The following is an 18911-nucleotide window of genomic DNA, read 5'->3' as shown; positions in this document are numbered from 1 at the left end:
CTTAGCGCGCCATCCGCGCTTCCCACGCCAGCATCGTCGTCCGCAACGCCACCGCGTCGTGCAACGCATTGTGCGGCACCGCGCTCGGAACCATCGGACCGATGATGTCGGGATCGACCAGCTCGAACCGCAGGCTGCGCACCGGCTTCATATAGCCCGGCCCGGTAATGAGCAGCCGCGCCGCGAGCGCGATATCCTCGGGCCAGTCGGCGACGAGCAGCGGCGCCGGATCGTCCATCAGATAGGCGGCGAACAGGTCGGTCACCTCCTTGCGGCTGCGCGGGCGGGTTTCGAGCACGGGAAGCGCATTGTCGCGCACCCAAGGGGTCGGATCCTCGACCGAGATCGCCTCATAGAAGGGCGGCAGGCCAGCATCCTCGGGCACAAGCGCGATCGAAATCAGCTCGCCGCAAAAGCCGTTGAACTCGGTATCGAGAAAATAGCGCATCGTCGCCCCGCTTGCCCGCAGGACCCTTTGCCCCGACCAACCGGACCTAAGCGCGCGGCGAAGCCGAGGCCAAGAAAATTATCCGGCGCCCAGCCGGGTCAGCAGGGTTTCGACCTGCGCGTCCCCGGCCCATTTTCTCCGCATCGCGCGGATCAGGCCGGCATCGCCCCATTTTTCGCGCCGCGCCTCGGCCGCGCGAAGAACGGCCAACAGGTTGGCGCGGTCGCGGGCGGCGGATGCCACGAAGGCGGTCCATGCCGCGGTCCGGCTTTCGCCGCTCGCCAAATCGGCCTGGGCGTATTCGAGCAGCAATTTTTGCGCGCTGCCTGACCCAGCGCTCAAGGCCTGCGAAAGCGCCGTCGTGCGCAAGCGCAGCGTGTCGTTCTGGCGAAGCTCGGCGACCTGCGCCTGCGCCCGGACATAGGCGGGATAATCGCCGTCGGCGAGATGGATCACGGCGAGGCAATCGTGGATCACCGCAAAATCGGGGTGACGGCGTGCAAGGTCGTTGAGCGTCGCCACGGCCTCGTCGCGCTCACCCGCCGACCACAAGGCCCAGGCGAGGTCGGTCTGAATCGGCACCGATCCGGGCATCATCGTCTGCGCCTGCCGCAAATGGGTCAGCGCCTCGGCACTCTCGCCATGATCGGCGAGAATGTTACCGAACCAGAAATGGCCGCCGGCGTCGCCAGGCGCGAGCGCGATCGCTTTTTCGAAATAGCGGCGCGCGGCGGGGAAATCGCGGTCGCGCCAATAGGCGATGAAGCCGTTGACGCGATGCGCCGACGCCTGCGACGGCGACAGTCGCAACGCGTCGCCCGCCGCGGCACGGGCTTCGGGGAAGGCCTGCCGGTCGCTGCGCGTGCCGAATTCGCGCGACAGCAACAGCGCCTCTGCCAGCGCGGCGTAGCCCGGGCCATAGCCGGGGTCGCGGCGCGTCACGTCGCGCAGCAGGTCGATCGCCTTTTCGATCGCCTCCGCCTCGCGATCGGCGAGCAGGTCGCGGCCTTTCAGGAACAAATCGGCGACCGCCGGATCGCCGGGCAGCGCGAGCGCCGTCCTGGTTTCCGCAGGCGCCGACGGCACGACCCACGGCACCGCGAACCAACCCCCGCCGATGACGCCGAGTCCGACCAGCGCGGCCGCGATCGCTTTCCAGCGGCGGCGAGGCGGCGCGGCAAGCGCGGGCTCGCTTGTTCCTCCCTGGGCCCACAGATCGAGCTCTTGGCGGAGCGCATAGACGGTCGCGGTCTTGCCGCCCGGGATACGATGGACCGGCAGATCGCGTTCGCGTGCCCAGCGGATCGCGGTCGTCCGGTCGCGCCCGAAATGCGCTCCGATCGATTTCCAGCCGTCGATGCGATCGGGCAAGACCTTGCTACCCGCCGTCATCGGTGGGCCGCGCTGCACGGGAGCGCCCCGAACGAGATCATGATGCCACCCATCCCTTCCTGCGCTGGCGGACGCCAAGGATCGGGCGGGGCTATCATGCGCGGCCGGGGCCGGCATCCACCATCTGTTTAGATGTCAGCGCGCGGCGACGATGAAACGGTGCGCGAACAGGCAGAGGTCGGGAAAACCCGAGGTCCCAGTCTTGGCATAGATTTTGTGGAGATGGCTGCGTGCGGTGGCGCGCGCGACGCCCAGCCGCTGCGCCGTTCCGATCATCTCGCCGTTGGTCAGCACATCTTCGAGCACCCTCGCCTCGCCGCCGGTCAGCCCGTGCGCCTCCGCCATCGCGCCATAAGCAAAGCCCCAGCGGCGATCGACTTCGGTCACGCTGACCGCATGCGCGGCGCCGCCGCCTTCGCTGACGTCGCCGTAGCGGTTGCGCGAGAGTGACTGCGAAGCGAGTAGCAGCCGAAGCTTGCGGTTGCCGAAGTCGAATTCGCGCAGGATGGGCGTTCCTGCGTCAGCAGCGCGCGCGAGCGCCCGTGCGAACGCCGACCGGCGCGCCGCCTCGATCGACGCGAAGCCGGTCATCCGTTCGATTTCGGGTCCGAGGTCGAGAATCTGTCCGTCGTCACCGAGCAACACCAATCCATCGCGCGCACCCTGTGCCGCCTCGCGATACGCCGCCATCAGGTCGGCCTGACGGATGCGGTGGCTCGACAGGATGACCGCGCGGCGCAGATGCGGCACCAGCCCACGCATGGTGGCGACGTCCTCTAGCGAAAAGGGCGCGACATCGCCGGTCCGCAGGATCGCGATCGTCGCGAACATGTCGTCGCGCTTGATCAGATTGACCGCGAGATTGTCGACGATGCGCTGCGGCGCGATATATTCGCGGTAGAAGCGGCTCTCGCGTACCTCGGCCGATTGCAGCAGCGGATAAGCGGGTCGCGGCTCACCCTCGGGCGTCTCCATCAACGCCGGGCGCAGGATATCGAGCGCCGCATAGGTTTCGACATAGCTTTTCAGGAAAGCGGGGTCGTTGCCATATTCGGCCTGGAAACCCGCGGTACTAGTGCCGCCCATCCAGCCGAGGAACCCTGCCTGCGCGCCGAAATGATCGCCGATCCGCCGCAGCAGGTCGGGAAACATCCGCTCGTCGGTGGCGGCATCATAGATGGATTCGACTGGAAACACGGTGGTTTGGCTATGGCGCGTCACAAGGACTCGCGCAATCCAAACCCGGTCCCCGCCGCCAGACGGGGACCGGGCCGGAGTCAGAAGGCGATCCGCAGCCCAGCCTTGATGCTGTGATCCTGCCCTGCCGACCCGATCACACCGTCATAGCTGACGGTGATCAGCGCCCCCTCACTCAGGCGAAGCCGCGCGTCGATCGTCGCGACGCCAGCATTGCGCGAGCGCGGCGTGCCGATGACCGTGAAGCCGGGTCCGGTCGCGAAACGCATCGCGGTCGCCGGGGTCAGGTCGCCGAACCCATGCTGCCATCCTATCGTGCCGCCGACCGAGAAGGCCCCCGACGAACCGGTCGAGAAGCGGGCGCCAAGCGTCGAGAGGGTCGCGTTCTCGTCACTCTTGGCGCCCGCAACCGCCGCGCTTCCGCCGGTTTCGGCGAAAGCATCGGTATCGGCGCGAACCGCGACGATCTGGGCAAAGGGTTCGACATGGCCGCCGCCGAGCGGCAGGCGATAGCCGAGGTCGGCAAAGCCGTGGACGACCGAGCCATCATAACCGGCGACAACGCGCTGGCCGATGCCGGGGAAGGCCACGGCGCGGTCGGTGTCGATGCTGGCCGAGGCATAACCGCCGCCGACCTTGAGCGCCGCGCCGCCGAACTGCACACCGGCATAGCCCAGCACGTGCCAGCTCTTGAGCTTGGCGCTGCTGCTGCGCGCACGGGCATCGACGTCGGTTTCGAGATAGGATCCCGCTACACCGATCATCGCGCTGTCACTGACCGCGAAATCCGCGCCAAGCACGCCGCCGATCGTTTCGCGGTCGAGGTCGGCGGTGCCGTTGGCGCCGTCGCTGTCGCCCCAATTGCCGAACATCTGCCCCCACACGGCCCCGCCGTTCCGGCCGTCGAGCCGTTCGAGCACCGCGTTGCGCGGCAGGCGGCTTTCCTCGATCATCGCGGTGCGGACGCTCGGGTGGATTTCGCCGGACAGGCCGTCGAACGCCGCCTGCGCCGCCGCATCGCTGGGCAGCAACAGCGTCGCCGCGGCCAGCGGATCGGTCGCCGCCTGCCCGTCGAGCGCGGTGCCGACCGCAATCTGGTTCGGCGTGATACCCGCCGCCGCGAAAGCGCGCAGCTTGGCGAGTTCGACAAAGATCGTCGTCGCGGTGCGGCCCTGGCGATAGCCAAGGAAGTTCGAGAGCAACTGGTCAGCGAAGGTGAAGCTGCCGGTCACCCCGCCCGCCGATTCAAGCACCGTGTATCGCGTGCCGAGCACCGCCGCCTGCGGGTTGCTGACCTGAAGCCGCGCGCCCGCCGCGATGGTCGTGGCGCCGTCCGCGATAAAGCGGTCCGATCCGCTACCGCCGGCATCGACCGCGAGCAGAGATCCCGCCGCGAAGCTCGCGTCGCCGCTGGTCCGGACGACATCGCCGATGCCGCCATCGACCATGGTGATGATGCCCTGGTTGGTCAGCGTTTCGAGACCCGAATAGGTGGTCGTCTCGGCGACCGACGCCGCGGTGCCGCCGATCAGGCGCCCGCCGGCGACATTGACCAGCACATCGTTGACGCCGCCAAAGACATTGACCCCGCCGATGCTGTTCCAGCTGCCGGCGTTGGTGAAGCGATGGCTCGCCTCGATATCGGGCACTTCGGCGATGATGAAGGCGCCGCGCGCCGAACGGGCACGGGTTTGCTCACCGGGATCCTCGGGTTCCGGCTCGGGTTCGGGTTCAGGCGCGACGATCCCGGCGTCGATCCGGATCGTGCCGAGCAAAATTCCGTTGTTGAGAATATCGACCGGACCGCCCGCTGCCTGGATCGCAAGGTCACTTGAAGCGCCAGAGCGGTTGCGGATCGTCCCATCGTTGGTCAGACTGAACGCCAGCCCGCTTTCGGTGACCGCATCGATCGCGGCAATGCCGCCCTCGACCGTGCCGCGGGTGATCAGCGTCGTGCCGTCGCTCGCGTCCGCGTTGATCGCGGCGATACGGCTGTCGGCGGCGCGCACCAGGCCCACACTCCCGCCGCCGCCGTCACCGCCGCCGCCCGTGCCACCCGTCAGGATCGACACGCCGAATTCGTCGCCCGAGGCATTGTTGACGTCGAGCAGGATCGGCCCCGAGCCGCTGACGAACAGACCGTCGCCAGCGGCGCCGGTCAGCGTGCCGGTCGATACGAGGCTGGTTGTACCGGTCCCCTGCGTCAGCAAGACGACGCCGCTTTGCGCGCCGGTGACATCACCCACCACGACGCGCGTGTCGCCGGTGGTTCCCGTCGGCCGTTCGATGCGCACCCCGTCGCGCCCGGCAACCACCGGCCCGGTCACCGTCAGGTCGACGTCGCCATCGCCCGGCGGGTTGATGAAGATGCCGTCGGTCGCCCCCTCGACCGCGGCAAGCTGGACCATAATGTCGCCCGCCGACGCCGCGGCGGCGATTTCCACGCCGCGTCCCTCGCGCCCGCGTACCAGCCCGGTTGCGGTCAGCGACGTCGAGCCGATCCCGCCGTTGCGGATCAATATGCCCGCGCGACCCTCTACTCCCGCCACATTTGCGATCACGTCGCCGGCGCTGCCGCCGGTGGTGATGTTCATGCCGTTGCCGCTGACCTCGGCATCTTGCGGTCGGACATTGTTGCTGAGCAACTGGCCCTCAGCGGTCACGATGGTACGTCCGCTCCCCTGATTGCTGATCGCGATGGCGGTCGCGCCCGAAGTCACGGCGCCGCGCGTGGTGACAACGATGTCCTTCGCCGAAGCGCTATTGCCGAGCGTGATACCCTGCCGACCGGTCACGTCGAGCGTGCCGTTGACCGTGATGCTCGTCGAGCCGGTGCCGAAATTGTTGACGTTGATACCGCCGCCGACACCGCCGACATTGTTTGCCTCGATGACGACGTCGCTGCCCGCGCCCTGCACGCTGTGAAAGCCGACGATCGCGAAGCCCTCGCTGCCGGTCGCGCTCGCCGTGCCCGTCGAGGTGATGCGGATCGCGCCGCTGCCGCCCCGGTTCTCGACCCCGATGCCCGAGTTGCCGCCTGCGGCATTGTTCGAGAGGACGTCGATGTCGCCATTGCTGCCGGGCAGCGCGACGACGGTGATGCCGGTGGTCGCACCCGTCACCGTGCCCGTCGCCTCGACCAGCACGCCGCCGGTGCCCGCGTTGTTGGTGATGATCCCCGCGCGTCCGCCGCCTGTCACGTCGCCGGCGGTACGGATTTCGATGCGCGAGGCGCCGCCGCCATTGCCGACCGCAATCCCGTCGCGTCCGCGGCCGATGATGGTCGAGGCATTGGCATCGTCATAAGTGAGCGATCCCGGACCGGAAATGACGAGGCCGTTTCCGGGGCTGTCGATCTCGAAACCGGGCGCGGTGGTCACGGTGATCGTCCCGCCGTTTCCGACGCCCTGCTCGTTGGTATTCTCACCCGAACAGACCGCGGTGCCGCCCGGCTGGACAACGCATTCGGCCCATGCGGGCGACGCGTTCAACGCCGCGAAGCCCGCGGTGGCGGACAGGAGCGCGGCGCGCATCTGGGTGCGCCTGCGAGCGGTGGAGAAATTGGTGATGGTCATCGGACGGAAACCCCAAGGCTGAAAGTCAGGACTGACCGGTCTTGGGCTTCATGTGAAAATCCCGTCCGATCGGGAAATCCTCTGCCGCGTCGCGGCGCCGAGGGCCAAGTTGCAACTTGTTGCAACGCGCGGAGACTTGTTGCGACGCCGCCGTCGCCGACCGGCGATCGCGCCAGAACCCGGCAAGCGCGCCGCCGCCCAGCGCAAGAAATGTCAAAACCGGTTGCAAGCCGCGCTAAAGCCAAGGCCGGCCCGGTCGCCTAATCCTGATCGCAATGGAGGCTCACAATAGCCCCGATGCACAAGGGAGTAAGGACAATGGCACGCATCGCACTGACGCGCACTTTGATGGCGGCGCTCGCGGTTTCGACATCGACATTCGCAATGGCGCAGGACGCGCCGCCCTCCGAAGAGACGGCGAGCGACGGCGATATCGTCGTCACCGCGCAGCGCCGCGAGCAATCGTTGCTCGACGTGCCGCTCGCGGTCACCGCGCTCGGCGGCGACACGCTGGCCGACCGCGGCATCACCAATTCGGCGCAGCTCGGCAGCGCGGTTCCCAATCTCCAGATCAACAGCCCCTATGGCAATACGCAGCCGAACTTCTCGCTGCGCGGGATCGGGGTCGCGAACGAATATAACAGCAACCAGGCCTCGCCCGTCGGCGTCTATCTGGACGACGTCTATCTGGCGCCGCGCACCAGCCACGGCATGGGCCTGTTCGACCTCGACCGCATCGAGGTGCTGCGCGGGCCGCAGGGGACGCTGTTCGGGCGCAATACCACCGGCGGCGCGATCAACTTCATCACCAAAAAGCCCGACCTCTCGGGCACCAACGGCTATCTGCAGGTCGGCTACGCCAATTTCGACACCTTCACCGCACAGGGCGCCGCCGAGGCGACGCTGGCCGAGGATGTCGCCGGACTGCGGCTCGCGGTGAACTACGCCAAGGGCGACGGGCAGATCCGTAATGTCTTCCCCGGCGGGCGCGATGCCGCCTCGGTCGACACGCTGCAGGGTCGCGCATCGCTTCGCGTCAAACCCACCGAGACGCTGGACATCGTGCTGCGCGCCTATGCCGGCCGCGACCGCGGCACGCAGGCCGCCGTACATGGGCTTCAGCCCTTCCGCACCGGGCTCGGCTTCTTCCAGACCAACGAGAACCGCATCGGCGACAACAACACCGACGCCTGGGGCTTCTCGGCGAATATCGCACTCGAACTCAGCGACACGCTAAGCCTGACCTCGATTACCAGCTACGACGGCGGCAAGCAGGATCTGCAGCAAGCGGCCGACGGATCGCCGCTCGACATCCTCGATATCAACTGGCGCTCGCGTTACCGCCAGTTCAGCCAAGAACTGCGCGCCAACTATGAAGGCGACGGGATCAATTTCGTCGGCGGTCTCTTCTACGGCTGGGACCGCAATATCACCGACAACACATTCAACCTGCCGTTGCCCCCGGCGGGCGGCTTCTTCCAGCATTACCGGCAGGTCCGCAAAAGCTATGCGGTGTTCGGCCAGGCCGACATCGACCTCGCCGACCGCCTCGTACTGACGGTCGGCGCGCGCTATACCAAGGACAAGTCGCGCTACGACGACGCCTTCGCTTACCTGTTCGTCGGCGGGGTCGATGATCCGCAGACCCCGATCGCGACGACCGTCCCCTGTGCCGGCGTCGCGGGCACTTGCGCCTATGATCCCGATGCGCGCTTCGCGCTCGCCGACACGAACAATGCGCTGACCGGACGTATCGCGCTCAGCTACAGCTTCGACGACGGACCGCTGGTCTATGCGAGCTATAACCGCGGCTATCGCGCGGGTGCGGTCAATGGCGGCGGCTACACCTCGTCGGCGGGGATCGGCTATATCGAGCCCGAGCGCGTCAACGCCTATGAAATCGGGATCAAGGGCCGCGCTGGCGGCCGCCTGCTGACCTACGCCGCCTCGGCCTTCTATTATGATTATTCGAACCAGCAGTTGCAGGACACGCGCGCCGGCCCGGTCTCCTTCCTCGTCAACGCGCCGTCGTCGGAGGTCTATGGCTTCGAGGTCGAAACGACGCTGCGTCCGGTCGATGGCTTCCGCGTCGATGCGTCGCTCGGCTGGCTGCACTCGAAATATAAGGAACTGACGCTGCAGGGTGCGGATCTGTCGGGCAATGAGTTGCCCTTCGCGCCCAAGCTCACCGCGCAGCTCGGCGTCGAATGGGACGTCGTGGAGGTCGCGGGCGGCACGATCACCTTCGCGCCGAATATCGCCTATTCGAGCCGCCAATATTTCTCGCCCTTCAATGAGATCAACGCACCCGGCACGTCGCAGGTGAACAGCGAACTCGAGCAAGGTGCCAATGCCAAGGTCAATGCGTCGCTCAGCTGGAGCAACGACGCGCTAACGATCCGCGCGTTTGCGAACAACATCTTCGAGCGCAAGACCTATGGCTATGGCCTCGACCTGCGCGGCGCGGGCTTCCCGTATAACTTCCTCGTGCCGAGCGCGCCGCGCACTTACGGCGTCAGCCTCCGCTACAGCTTCTGACGATGACCGATCTCAAGGACCCCGATCTTTACGTCGGCGGCATGCCCTATGCCGAGCTCGCGGCGTTGCGCGAAGCGGGCTCGGTCCACTGGAACCCTGAAAGCGACGGTGCTGGGTTCTGGGCGGTGCTGGGGTTCGACGATATCGTCACAGTGTCGCGGCAAGCCGATCTCTTTTCTTCAGCGCACGAGAATGGCGGGCACCGCATCTTCAACGAGAATGAGGTCGGGCTGACCGGCGCCGGGGAATCCGCGATCGGCATCCCCTTCATCTCGCGCGACCCGCCGACGCACACGCAGTATCGCAAGTTCGTGATGCCCGCGCTGTCGCCGGGGCGGCTCGAAGGGATCGAGGCGCGGATCGCCGAACGGGTCGAGCGATTGTTCGCCGAGGTACCGCTGGGTGAGGCCATCGACATATTGCCGCTCCTCACCGTGCCGCTGCCGCTGCTCACGCTCGCCGAGTTGCTCGGGGTGCCCGCCGAGACCTGGCACGACCTCCACCGCTGGACCGACGCCTTCGTCGGCGAGGACGACCCCGATTTCCGCCAGTCGCCCGAAGCCATGCAGGCGGTGATGGGCGAGTTTATCGGGTTCGCCACCGCCTTGTTCGACGAACGCCGCGCCAACCCCGGCCCCGACATCGCATCGCTGCTCGCAAATACCGAAATCCACGGCGAACCCGTCCCGCTCGGCGACTTCGTCGGCAACCTGATCCTCGCGCTCGTCGGCGGCAACGAAACGACGCGCAATTCGATCAACCACAGCCTGATCGCTTTTGCCAACAACCCCGATCAGTGGGATGCGATCCGCGCCGACCCCGCGTTGCTGCCGAATGCGGTCAAGGAAATGGTCCGCTACGCGAGTCCGGTCATCCACATGCGCCGCACCGCGACGCGCGATACCGAGCTTGGCGGGCAGGCGATCCGCAAGGGCGAAAAGGTCGTCGTCTTCTACCCCAGCGGCAATCGCGATCCGTCGATCTTCGCCGATCCAGACGCCTTCGACATCACACGCCCGATCCGCCAGCATCTCGCGTTCGGCGCGGGCACGCACGTCTGTGTCGGCTCGCGGCTGGCCGAGATGCAATTGCGACTCGCCTTTGCCACGATGGCGCGCCATGTTCGGCGGATAGAGATCATCGGAGAGCCGAGCCGGGTGCGATCGAACTTCATCAACGGCTTCAAGCGGCTTGAGGTCAGGCTGACAGCGTGAAACACGAGAGCGTCTGGGACAATAAGGGCATCATCTGCGACGTTCTCGGCCGCGCGCCCGACGTCGAGATGGGGTCGATCGGCGATGGCTGGTCGCTCTGTCGCTGGCGCCAGTTTGTCGGCAGCTACACGCTGCCCGCGTTGCCCCAGCCGATCTTTACCGTGCATGTAGCGGGCAAGCCGCAGGTCAAGACCTGGGATCGCGACGGCTGGACCACCTCTAGTTCGATCCCCGGCTGCGCGACGATCGTTCCAGCGGGCATGCCGACCGGCTGGCTGGTCGACGGCGAACTTGACGTCGTGACGCTTTCGATGTCGTCCGATGTCCTCGCCGGGCAACCCTATGCCGACCAGTTCAACAAGCTGCGCTTTGCCTTCGCCGACCCGCTCGGGGTCGCGCTGACGCGCCAGATCCTTTCCGAACTTTATGCACCGCAGGCGGACGAGCGCACCGCCTATGTCGCGGCGATGGTGAATGCGCTCAAGGCGCACATCCTCTCGGGCCCGCCCGCACACGGCAACCCGACCGAGATTCCGGTGTCCGATTTCTCGGCCTATCGGCTCCACAAGATCATGAACGCGGTGCTCGCAAACCCGGCCGAGGAGCATAGCCTTGAGGCGATGGCGGCCGTCGCCGGGGTCACGCCGTCGCACTTCTGCCGGTTGTTCAAGAAGGCGACGGGCATCTCGCCGCACCAATATGTGATGAAGGCACGGCTCGATCGTGCGCAACAGATGCTCGTCCAGACCGACCTCAGCCTCGCCGCCCTGTCGGAGGCGACCGGGTTCACCAGCCAGAGCCATTTCAGCCGCGCCTTTCGCGCCTGGTTCGGCATGGCGCCCAGCGACTATCGCCAGCAGGAAGCGCGGCGACTCGACTAGACGGAGATGATGATGACACAGGCGCAAGCGGCCGTGGTGCGCGAACCCGGCGGCCCCTTCTCGATCGAGGCCATCGAGGTCGAAGCGCCCCGCGCGGGCGAGGTGCGCGTCCGCATTGCCGGCGTCGGCCTGTGTCACACCGACCTTATCTTCCGCGACCAGTTCGCGCCCTTCGCACTGCCCGGCGTCCTCGGCCATGAAGGCGCGGGCGTGATCGAGGCTGTCGGCGAAGGCCTCGAGGGACTTGCCGTCGGCGACGAGGTTGTCGTCGGCTTTTCAAGCTGCGGCGCCTGTCCGCGCTGCGACGAACATCTGCCGAGCTATTGCCAGAGCTTCGTGCCTTTGAACTATGCCGGCATGCGCCTCGACGACGGATCGACCGCTTATTCCAAAGACGACGAGCGTGTGACCTCACACTTCTTCGGCCAGTCGTCCTTCTCGGCGCTTACCGTCACCCGCGCGCGCAACGTCGTGAAGGTCGATACGTCGAAGGTCGCACTCGAACTGCTCGGGCCGCTCGGCTGCGGTTTCCAGACCGGCGCCGGCGGGGTGATGAACTCGCTCGCCTGCCCCGCGGGATCGAGCATCGCCATCTTCGGCGGCGGCCCGGTCGGCCTTGCCGCGGTGATGGGGGCGGTGATCCAGGGCTGTTCTACGATCATCCTCGTCGAGCCGATCGCGGCACGGCGCGACATCGCAACGGATCTGGGCGCGACGCATGTCATCGACCCGACCGAAGCGGGCGACCTTGCCGAAGCCTTGCGCGCTATCGTCCCCGCCGGGCTCGACTTCGCCTTCGACACCAGCGGCGTCGTTCCCGTCATCGAGGCCGGCCTCGCCGCGCTCGGCAGCCATGGCGCGATCGGCCTCGTCGGTGTGCCGTCGAAGGCCGACGCGGCGATCAGCGTCAATATCGCCGCGCTGATGACCCCCGGCCACCGCATCATCGGGATCATCGAGGGCGACAGCGACCCGCAGACCTTCATCCCCGAGCTGATCGCGCATCATGCAGCGGGGCGCTTTCCCTTCGACCGACTGATCAAGACCTTCCCGCTGGCCGAGATCAACGGGGCGCTCGCGGCGCAAGCGCGCGGCGAGTGCATCAAGGTCGTGCTGATTCCCTGAAGGAGACCCGATATGGATTTCGACCGTGACTATGCGATGCTGATCGGTGGCAAGCTCGAAGCCGGCGGCGCCCGCTTCGACGTCATCAACCCCGCAACCGAACAGGTGATCGGCAATGTGCCCGACGCGAGCGCCGGCGACCTCAACCGCGCCATCGACGCCGCGCGCGCTGCGTTCCCCGGCTGGGCCGCGACGCCGATCGCCGAACGCAAGGCAGCGCTCAACGCGATGGGACAGGCGGTGCTCGCAAACATCGACGCCTTCAAGCGCCTGCTCACCGCCGAACAGGGCAAGCCGCACAGTGAGGCGGAGGGCGAGATCATGGGCGCGGGCTACTGGCTGATGGGCGCGGCGTCGCTCGACCTACCGGTGACGGTCAACGAAGACAGCGACGAGCGCTACAGCGAGACGCGCCATGTCCCGCTCGGTGTCGTCGGCGCGATCGCGCCGTGGAATTTCCCGATGATCCTCGCGATGTTCAAGGTCGGGCCGGCCTTGCTCGCGGGCAATGTGATGGTCCTCAAGCCCTCGCCCTTCACCCCGCTCGCGACGCTGAAATTCGGCGAACTGGTCAAGGACATCCTGCCCCCCGGCGTGCTCAACATCGTCACCGGCGGCGACGCGCTCGGCCCGTGGATGACGAGCCATCCGGGCTTCGACAAGATCAGCTTCACCGGCTCGACCGCGACCGGGCGCCGCGTGATGGAATCGGCGGCGCCGACGCTCAAGCGCGTGACGCTCGAACTCGGCGGAAACGACGCCGCGATCGTCATGCCCGACATCGACGTCGAAAAGGTCGCCGAGGAGTTGTTCTGGGCGGCGTTCCGTAACAATGGCCAGATCTGCATCGCGACCAAGCGCATGTATGTGCACAAGGATATCTACGAACAGCTCCGCGACGCGCTCGTCGCCTATGCGAAGACGGTGAAGGTCGGCGACGGGTCCGAACAGGGCACCCAGATCGGCCCGATCAACAACGAACCGCAATACCGCCGCGTGCTCGACCTGATCGCGGACGCGAAGGATAAAGGCTACAAGTTCCTCGTTGGCGGCGAGGCGGCCGAGGTGCCCGGCTATTTCATCCCGGTTACCATCCTCGACAACCCCCCGGAGGACAGCCGGATCGTCCAGGAAGAGCAGTTCGGCCCGGTGCTGCCGCTGATCAAATTCGACGATTATGATGATGTCGTCGCGCGCGCCAATGCGAGTGATTACGGCCTCGGCGGATCGGTGTGGGGCCATGACGAGGACAAGGCGTTCGCTATCGCCCAGCGCATCGCCAGCGGTACCGTGTGGGTCAATGAGACCCAGCATCTGTCGCCGACCGCAGCGTTCGGCGGTATGAAACAGTCGGGGGTCGGCGTCGAGGGCGGGCTGGAGGGTCTGCTGGAATATACCAACGCCCAGACGATCGTCCGGCGAAAATCCCGCAGCGTTCCGGCATAAGCACGAATCAAGGCGTCGAAGCAGCGCACGGAGTATCCCATGCTCGCGTCAGCAGACACCTTCGTTCGCAACAGCCCGTTTGGGCAGTCTTGGCCGCAGCCTCATGATTGCGACTTCCTGCACCCGAAATAGAATTTCGCAGATCTCCCGCCGCTGCTTACCAAGACAAGCTGCATCCACGGGGGGGCGCCATGGAGTTCATGCCCCGGCCCCCTCATCCAGGATATGGGCATAAAGCGCGGGATCGACATTGGATCCCGACACAACGACCGCAACCGGCAAGTCGGACATCGGCGCGCGGCCGTGCAGCAGTGCCGCAAGCGCAACCGCCCCGCCTGGTTCCATGACGAGCTTCAATTCCTCGAAGCCGTAGCGCATCGTCGCCTTCACCTCGTCATCGCTCACGCTGAGCCCGCCAGAAAGCAGGCGGCGATTGACCGGGAATGTCAGGCGGCCCGGCGTCGGAGCGAGCAATGCGTCGCAGATCGATGCAGCTCCCGTCGCCACCGTTTCGCGGCGCCCGCTGTCGAGCGATCGTGCCGTGTCGTCGAAGGCGCAAGGCTCGACACTGAATATCTGGAGATCGGGCAGCGCGTCCTTCATGGCCGTGGCGATCCCTGCCACCAGCCCGCCGCCACCACAGGCGACGAGCACCTGTGACAGTTCCGCTCCGGCCTGCCGCGACTGCTCGACCAGTTCGAGGCCGATCGTGCCCTGCCCCGCCATGACGAACGGATCGTCGTAAGACGGCACCAGAACGGCCCCACGTTCGTCCGAGAGCGCGGTGGCGATATCCTCCCGAGATTCGGTGGCACGGTCATAGAAGATGATCTCGGCGCCGAAGGCTCTGGTGTTCCTGACCTTGATGGCCGGAGCATCCGACGGCATCACGATCGAGGCCCCTATTCCCAGAAGCCGGGCGGCCGCAGCCACGCCCTGGGCATGGTTGCCCGAAGACCAGGCGACAACGCCGGCCGCTCGTTCTTCCCCGGTCAAACGCGCCAGACGATTATAGGCCCCGCGAAACTTGAACGAACCGGTATATTGCGCGCCCTCGAACTTCACGAGGACGCGGCGCCCCGCGCGCTCGTTCAGCGACGGAAATTCCAGCAAGGGCGTGCGCACCGCCTTGCCCGCGATCAGCAGAGCCGCCGCTCGGACATCTGCGGCGGAAATGGCAAGCTGGCGGTCGGTCATGTCCTGTTCCTACCAGCCGTTGATCCGGGGCCAGATCGCGGTCACCTGACCGTCGCCGTCCAGCACATGATAGCGATCATATTGCGCCCCGGTCGCGCATGCATGGTTCGGCAGGATTCGGAGCTGCGCACCGACCGGAAGGTCGGGCAATACGGCCGTCGATCCCGGACGCAGGGCGATGACGCCATGCTCCTGATTGGCCTCGACCATGATCAGGTCGTCAAAGACGCGCCCGGCGAAGTCGCATACCAGACCATAGCCTTGGTCGATAGCCTGGCCTGACGTCCCGCGGTCGCGCGACATCGCCATCCAACCAGCATCGACGAGAATCCGGCCCTTCGCAGGTTGATGTCCGATCACACTGCAGAGCACCGACAAAGCGATGTCGTCGATGCCGACCGAGCCGACGCCGGCCTGATAAAGATCGCCGAACATGAACACGCCGGCCCGCACTTCGGTCACGCCAGCGAGATCGCGGGCGAAACGCGCGGTCGGCGTCGAGCCGACACTGACCACCGGGCAAGGCAGGCCGACAGCGCGCAAGATATCGGCGGCGGAAACCGCAGCGAAGCGCTCGGCTTCGGCCGCGGCCGCGAGCGCATCGGGGTCATCGAGCGCATAGCTGCCGCCCGCATGGATGAGGACGCCGCGCAATTCGGCGCCATCCGCCAGCGCGCGCCCGATTTCGACGAGCGTCGCGCCATCGCCGGGCGCAACGCCCGATCGGTGGCCGTCGCCGTCGATCTCGATCAGTGCGGGAATTCGGTCTCCGCTGGCGCGCGCATGGCGGACGACAGCCTCCGCCTGGTCGATGCTGTCCAGAATGACCGCCAGATCCACTCCCCTGCCGCGGATCGCCGCGACACGCCCAAGCTTGGCCGGCACGATCCCGACGCCATAGATCATGTCCGTCACGCCGACTTCGGCGAAATATTCGGCCTCACGCAGCGTCGAGACCATCGCGGGTCCCGTCGATGACGTCATCGCGACCCGAGCAACGTCGCGCGATTTGGCGGTCTTCAGATGCGGACGGAAGGCCACCCCCAGCCGCGCGAGATGGTCCTGCATCCCGGCAACATTGCGCCGCAGCTTCGCTTCGTCGAGAAGGAGACAGGGTGTCTGCAAGTCCTGAAGTTTCATGATATCCTGCACCTGAATGTGTCGCCGTCGATGGCTATCGGCGCCCCTCGCCCGGCCGGATGATTCCGACATTTTTTTCGATGCTGATCGTCGTTCCGAACGGCGCCGACAGCCGCTGCAGCCGCTCGAGGATCGCCTGTGCCCGCGCGGGCGATGCCATTGCAGGAACGCCCTTGCCCGCGCCGCGCACGTCGACGCCCAGATCGATCGGGTAAAGCCTGATTTCGACGACCTGCCCGCCGACGTAGCGGCTGGTCGCGATCACCGATTCATACAGATTGGGGTCAGAGAAAGATCGCGTGTTGCGGGCTTGCAACAATTCGGGAACCGTCGCCGCGCCGGGCGCGACGCCATATTGCTGGAACATGTCGTCGGGAATTTCGTCGAGCGAATTGTTCATCATCGCAAAATTGCCGAGCGAATAGAAGATCGGCCGCCCCTTGTAGATTTCGATGCCGCGAAGCTGATGCGGGCCGTGGCCCATATAGACGTCGGCGCCCGCGTCGATCACATCATGCGCAAGCTGGATCGCGAAATCCGCCGGTTCCTGCGAGGCGTTCGACGGTTCGTGGTTGTGGACCGAGAAGATGACGAAATTGCCGTTCTGTTTCGCCTGCCGGACCGACAGAAGATTCTCGTCGACGTCGCGCTGGTTGACGCGATAGCTGAAGGCCAGCTTTCCCTCACACACCGGCCCGGCCTTGTAGTGGTTGCCCATCAGCATGACGCCGTCGTCCTTGCGCCCGTCACCGCGCAGTTCGGAGCGCGCGGCGAGGCCCGCCAGCATCTCCAGTTCGCCGGCCGACACGACCGTCGAGCGGCGCGTGCGCAGGCTGTTGACCCCGGGTCTGCCGGGAACGCTGCCGACCGGATTGGCGGCGACCGACATCGGTGTGAAGGTCGAAGTGGCCGAGACGATGGCGACACGGCCCTTGGCAGTGTCGAGGTAGCGCGGTGCGCGCGCTGCCGCCATCGTCTTGCCGGTTCCGCCCCATACCAGCTTCGCCGCGGTCAGATGGCGCCCCGTCTCGTCCATCCCCTCGACGCCCCAGTCGGTGGCATGATTGTTGGCATGGCTGACGATGTTGAAGCCCATGGCGCGCACATCGGCGGGAACGCCGGGATCGGCGTGCATCCAGGTGCCGCCCGATTCCGCCTGCGGCACCGCCCTGGTATCGGTCAGGTCGATGACGCTCGTCTCGAAATTACCGAAGGTGACGTCGGCACCGCGCAGCAGGCGCAGCAGATCGGGGCTCCGCGCTTCGATCGTCGGCAGCATCGGGCGCAGGTAGATGAGGTCTCCCGCACCCGCGATGGTGAAGCCGTCGGCGATAGGCACCGTCGGCACCGGCGCCGTTTCGAGCTTTTCCTGCGCCGACAGCGTCAGCGCGAGAGCGAGAGCGAACCCGGCCGCGACCGTCCCGGCGATCCGCGAGGCGCGGAGGTAGCGCGGCCGGGTGCCCATTATTGGACGCCTGCGGTGGCGAGCAGGATGCCGAGACCGACGGTGGCGCCGTGCAGGCTCTTGGTCTTTTCGACGTCGATCCATTCATCGAGCGAGTGCGCACGGCCGCCCTGTCCGCCCGACCCGATCGTCACCGCCGGGATGCCGAGGCTCATCGGAATGTTCGAGTCGGTCGAGGAGAAGGAGGGTCGCGGTTCCAGCCCCTTGGCGCGGATGATCGCATCCGCATTGCGGACGATCTGCTGCGTCGCGGCGGTCTCGCCCGCCGGACGGTCGCCGATCAGCTTGACGTCGGCGGTAACCGGTCCTTCCTTGACCGACCGAGCTGCATTCTCGCCGTCGACGCTGTTCTTGACGACGGCGAGGAACGCCTGTTCGAGCTTGGCGAGTTCGGCGGGGTTTTCCGACCGCATATCGAATTCCATGAACACTTCGTTCGGGATCGAATTGACCGAGGTGCCGCCGCCGGTGACGCTGGCGGCATAGGTGGTCTTGGGCTTGGCCGGAACGGGGATCTTGTAGAAGTCGACCACCGTCTGGCTCATCGCCGCCATCGGGTTGACCAGTCCGAACGCGCCATAGCTGTGCCCGCCCGGCCCCTTGTAGGTGATGCGATAGCGCCGCGATCCGACACCGCCGTTGACGATCCGCGACGCATCGGTCCCGTCCATCGAGAAGAAGGCCTTCACCCGGTCCTTATACTTGCCCTTGGTCAGCAGGTAGCGGACGCCGCGCAGGTCGCCCGGCCCTTCCTCGCCGACATTGCCGACGAAGACGATGTCCTGCTTCACCTTGATGCCCGCCTCCTTCATCGCGCGCGCATAGGCGAGCAGCACGGCCAGGCTGCGCGTGTCGTCGCCGATGCCGGGGGCATAGAGGCGCGTCCCGTCGCGGCGAACCTTGATCGGCGTGCCCTCGGGAAAGACGGTGTCGAGATGCGCGGCGATCATCACCGCCGGGCCGCCGGCGGGACCGGTGCCGCGATAGACGCCCATCGCATTGCCCTCTTCGTCGATCTCGACGTCCTGGAGTCCCGCGTCCTTCAGCATTTCGGCATAGGCGGCGGCGCGCGCGGCCTCCTTGAACGGCGGCGCCGGAATTTCCGTAAGCTTGATGATCTCTTCGATCATCCGGTCATGGTCGCGGTCGAGGATCTTGATCGCTGATTCATACCCCTTGGTCTTCAGCACGGCCTCGGGCTTCGCCTTGGGGGCGGCCTGCGCGGGGGAGGCTGCCATCAGGGCCGCGCCCAGGGTCAGCAACACCATGTTACGCATAAAAATTCCTTTCGCG

At 66.4% G+C, this 18911-nt stretch carries 13 protein-coding genes; 5 read left to right on the top strand and 8 right to left on the bottom strand.

All coding sequences use genetic code 11. The features are described from left to right. Position 1: 1 nt before the first annotated feature. From AC07U1_RS20745 to AC07U1_RS20730, 4 genes are all read right to left on the bottom strand, one after another. A complete protein-coding gene (locus AC07U1_RS20745) occupies positions 2-448 on the bottom strand; it encodes a hypothetical protein (protein WP_495177670.1) in 447 nt (148 codons plus the stop codon). Positions 449-526: 78 nt separating this feature from the next. Beyond that, entirely contained in the window at positions 527-1840 is a 1314-nt protein-coding gene (locus tag AC07U1_RS20740; RefSeq protein WP_495177671.1) for a tetratricopeptide repeat protein, read from the bottom strand. 135 nt (positions 1841-1975) lie between these two features. Next, positions 1976-3037, bottom strand: coding sequence for a helix-turn-helix transcriptional regulator (locus tag AC07U1_RS20735; RefSeq protein ID WP_495177672.1), 1062 nt, complete (start codon positions 3035-3037; stop codon positions 1976-1978). A gap of 80 nt (positions 3038-3117) precedes the next feature. Continuing rightward, positions 3118-6570, bottom strand: coding sequence for an autotransporter domain-containing protein (locus AC07U1_RS20730; protein WP_495177673.1), 3453 nt, complete (start codon positions 6568-6570; stop codon positions 3118-3120). 360 nt (positions 6571-6930) lie between these two features. Here AC07U1_RS20730 and AC07U1_RS20725 point away from each other — a divergent pair, with 360 nt between their 5' ends. From AC07U1_RS20725 to AC07U1_RS20705, 5 genes are read left to right on the top strand one after another with little or no spacing between them, the layout of a single operon-like run. Then, entirely contained in the window at positions 6931-9150 is a 2220-nt protein-coding gene (locus AC07U1_RS20725) for a TonB-dependent receptor (RefSeq protein ID WP_495177674.1), read from the top strand. 2 nt (positions 9151-9152) lie between these two features. After that, positions 9153-10364 carry a cytochrome P450 gene (locus AC07U1_RS20720; protein ID WP_187139792.1) on the top strand — a complete coding sequence of 404 codons (1212 nt, stop codon included), beginning with the start codon at positions 9153-9155 and terminating at the stop codon, positions 10362-10364. Next, on the top strand, positions 10361-11245 hold the full coding sequence (locus AC07U1_RS20715) for a helix-turn-helix domain-containing protein (protein ID WP_495177675.1): 885 nt from the start codon (positions 10361-10363) through the stop codon (positions 11243-11245). The genes AC07U1_RS20720 and AC07U1_RS20715 overlap by 4 nt, the downstream gene beginning before the upstream one ends. 12 nt (positions 11246-11257) lie before the next feature. Next, positions 11258-12370 carry an NAD(P)-dependent alcohol dehydrogenase gene (locus AC07U1_RS20710; protein ID WP_495197790.1) on the top strand — a complete coding sequence of 371 codons (1113 nt, stop codon included), beginning with the start codon at positions 11258-11260 and terminating at the stop codon, positions 12368-12370. 12 nt (positions 12371-12382) lie between these two features. Then, positions 12383-13816: an aldehyde dehydrogenase family protein gene (locus AC07U1_RS20705; protein WP_495177677.1), complete on the top strand. Its 1434-nt coding sequence runs from the start codon at positions 12383-12385 to the stop codon at positions 13814-13816. A gap of 198 nt (positions 13817-14014) precedes the next feature. Here AC07U1_RS20705 and AC07U1_RS20700 read toward each other — a convergent pair whose 3' ends face one another. Genes AC07U1_RS20700 through AC07U1_RS20685 form a run of 4 tightly spaced genes read right to left on the bottom strand, consistent with a single transcriptional unit; the run spans position 14015 to position 18895 of the window. Continuing rightward, positions 14015-15013 (bottom strand): threonine ammonia-lyase, encoded by a 999-nt coding sequence (locus tag AC07U1_RS20700; RefSeq protein WP_495177678.1) that lies wholly within the window; start codon positions 15011-15013, stop codon positions 14015-14017. A 9-nt stretch (positions 15014-15022) separates the two neighbouring features. Next, positions 15023-16153, bottom strand: coding sequence for an alanine racemase (locus AC07U1_RS20695; protein WP_495177679.1), 1131 nt, complete (start codon positions 16151-16153; stop codon positions 15023-15025). 34 nt (positions 16154-16187) lie between these two features. Further along, positions 16188-17618, bottom strand: a complete 1431-nt coding sequence (locus AC07U1_RS20690; RefSeq protein WP_495177680.1) for a CapA family protein — start codon at positions 17616-17618, stop codon at positions 16188-16190. Beyond that, a complete protein-coding gene (locus AC07U1_RS20685; RefSeq protein WP_492739520.1) occupies positions 17618-18895 on the bottom strand; it encodes a M20/M25/M40 family metallo-hydrolase in 1278 nt (425 codons plus the stop codon). The genes AC07U1_RS20690 and AC07U1_RS20685 overlap by 1 nt, the downstream gene beginning before the upstream one ends. Positions 18896-18911: the final 16 nt, after the last annotated feature.

It is taken from the genome of Sphingopyxis sp. GW821-FHT02C12, assembly GCF_059421785.1.
The sequence above is the reverse complement of the archived record's forward strand: the minus strand, read 5'-3'. Positions and strand labels throughout refer to the sequence as shown.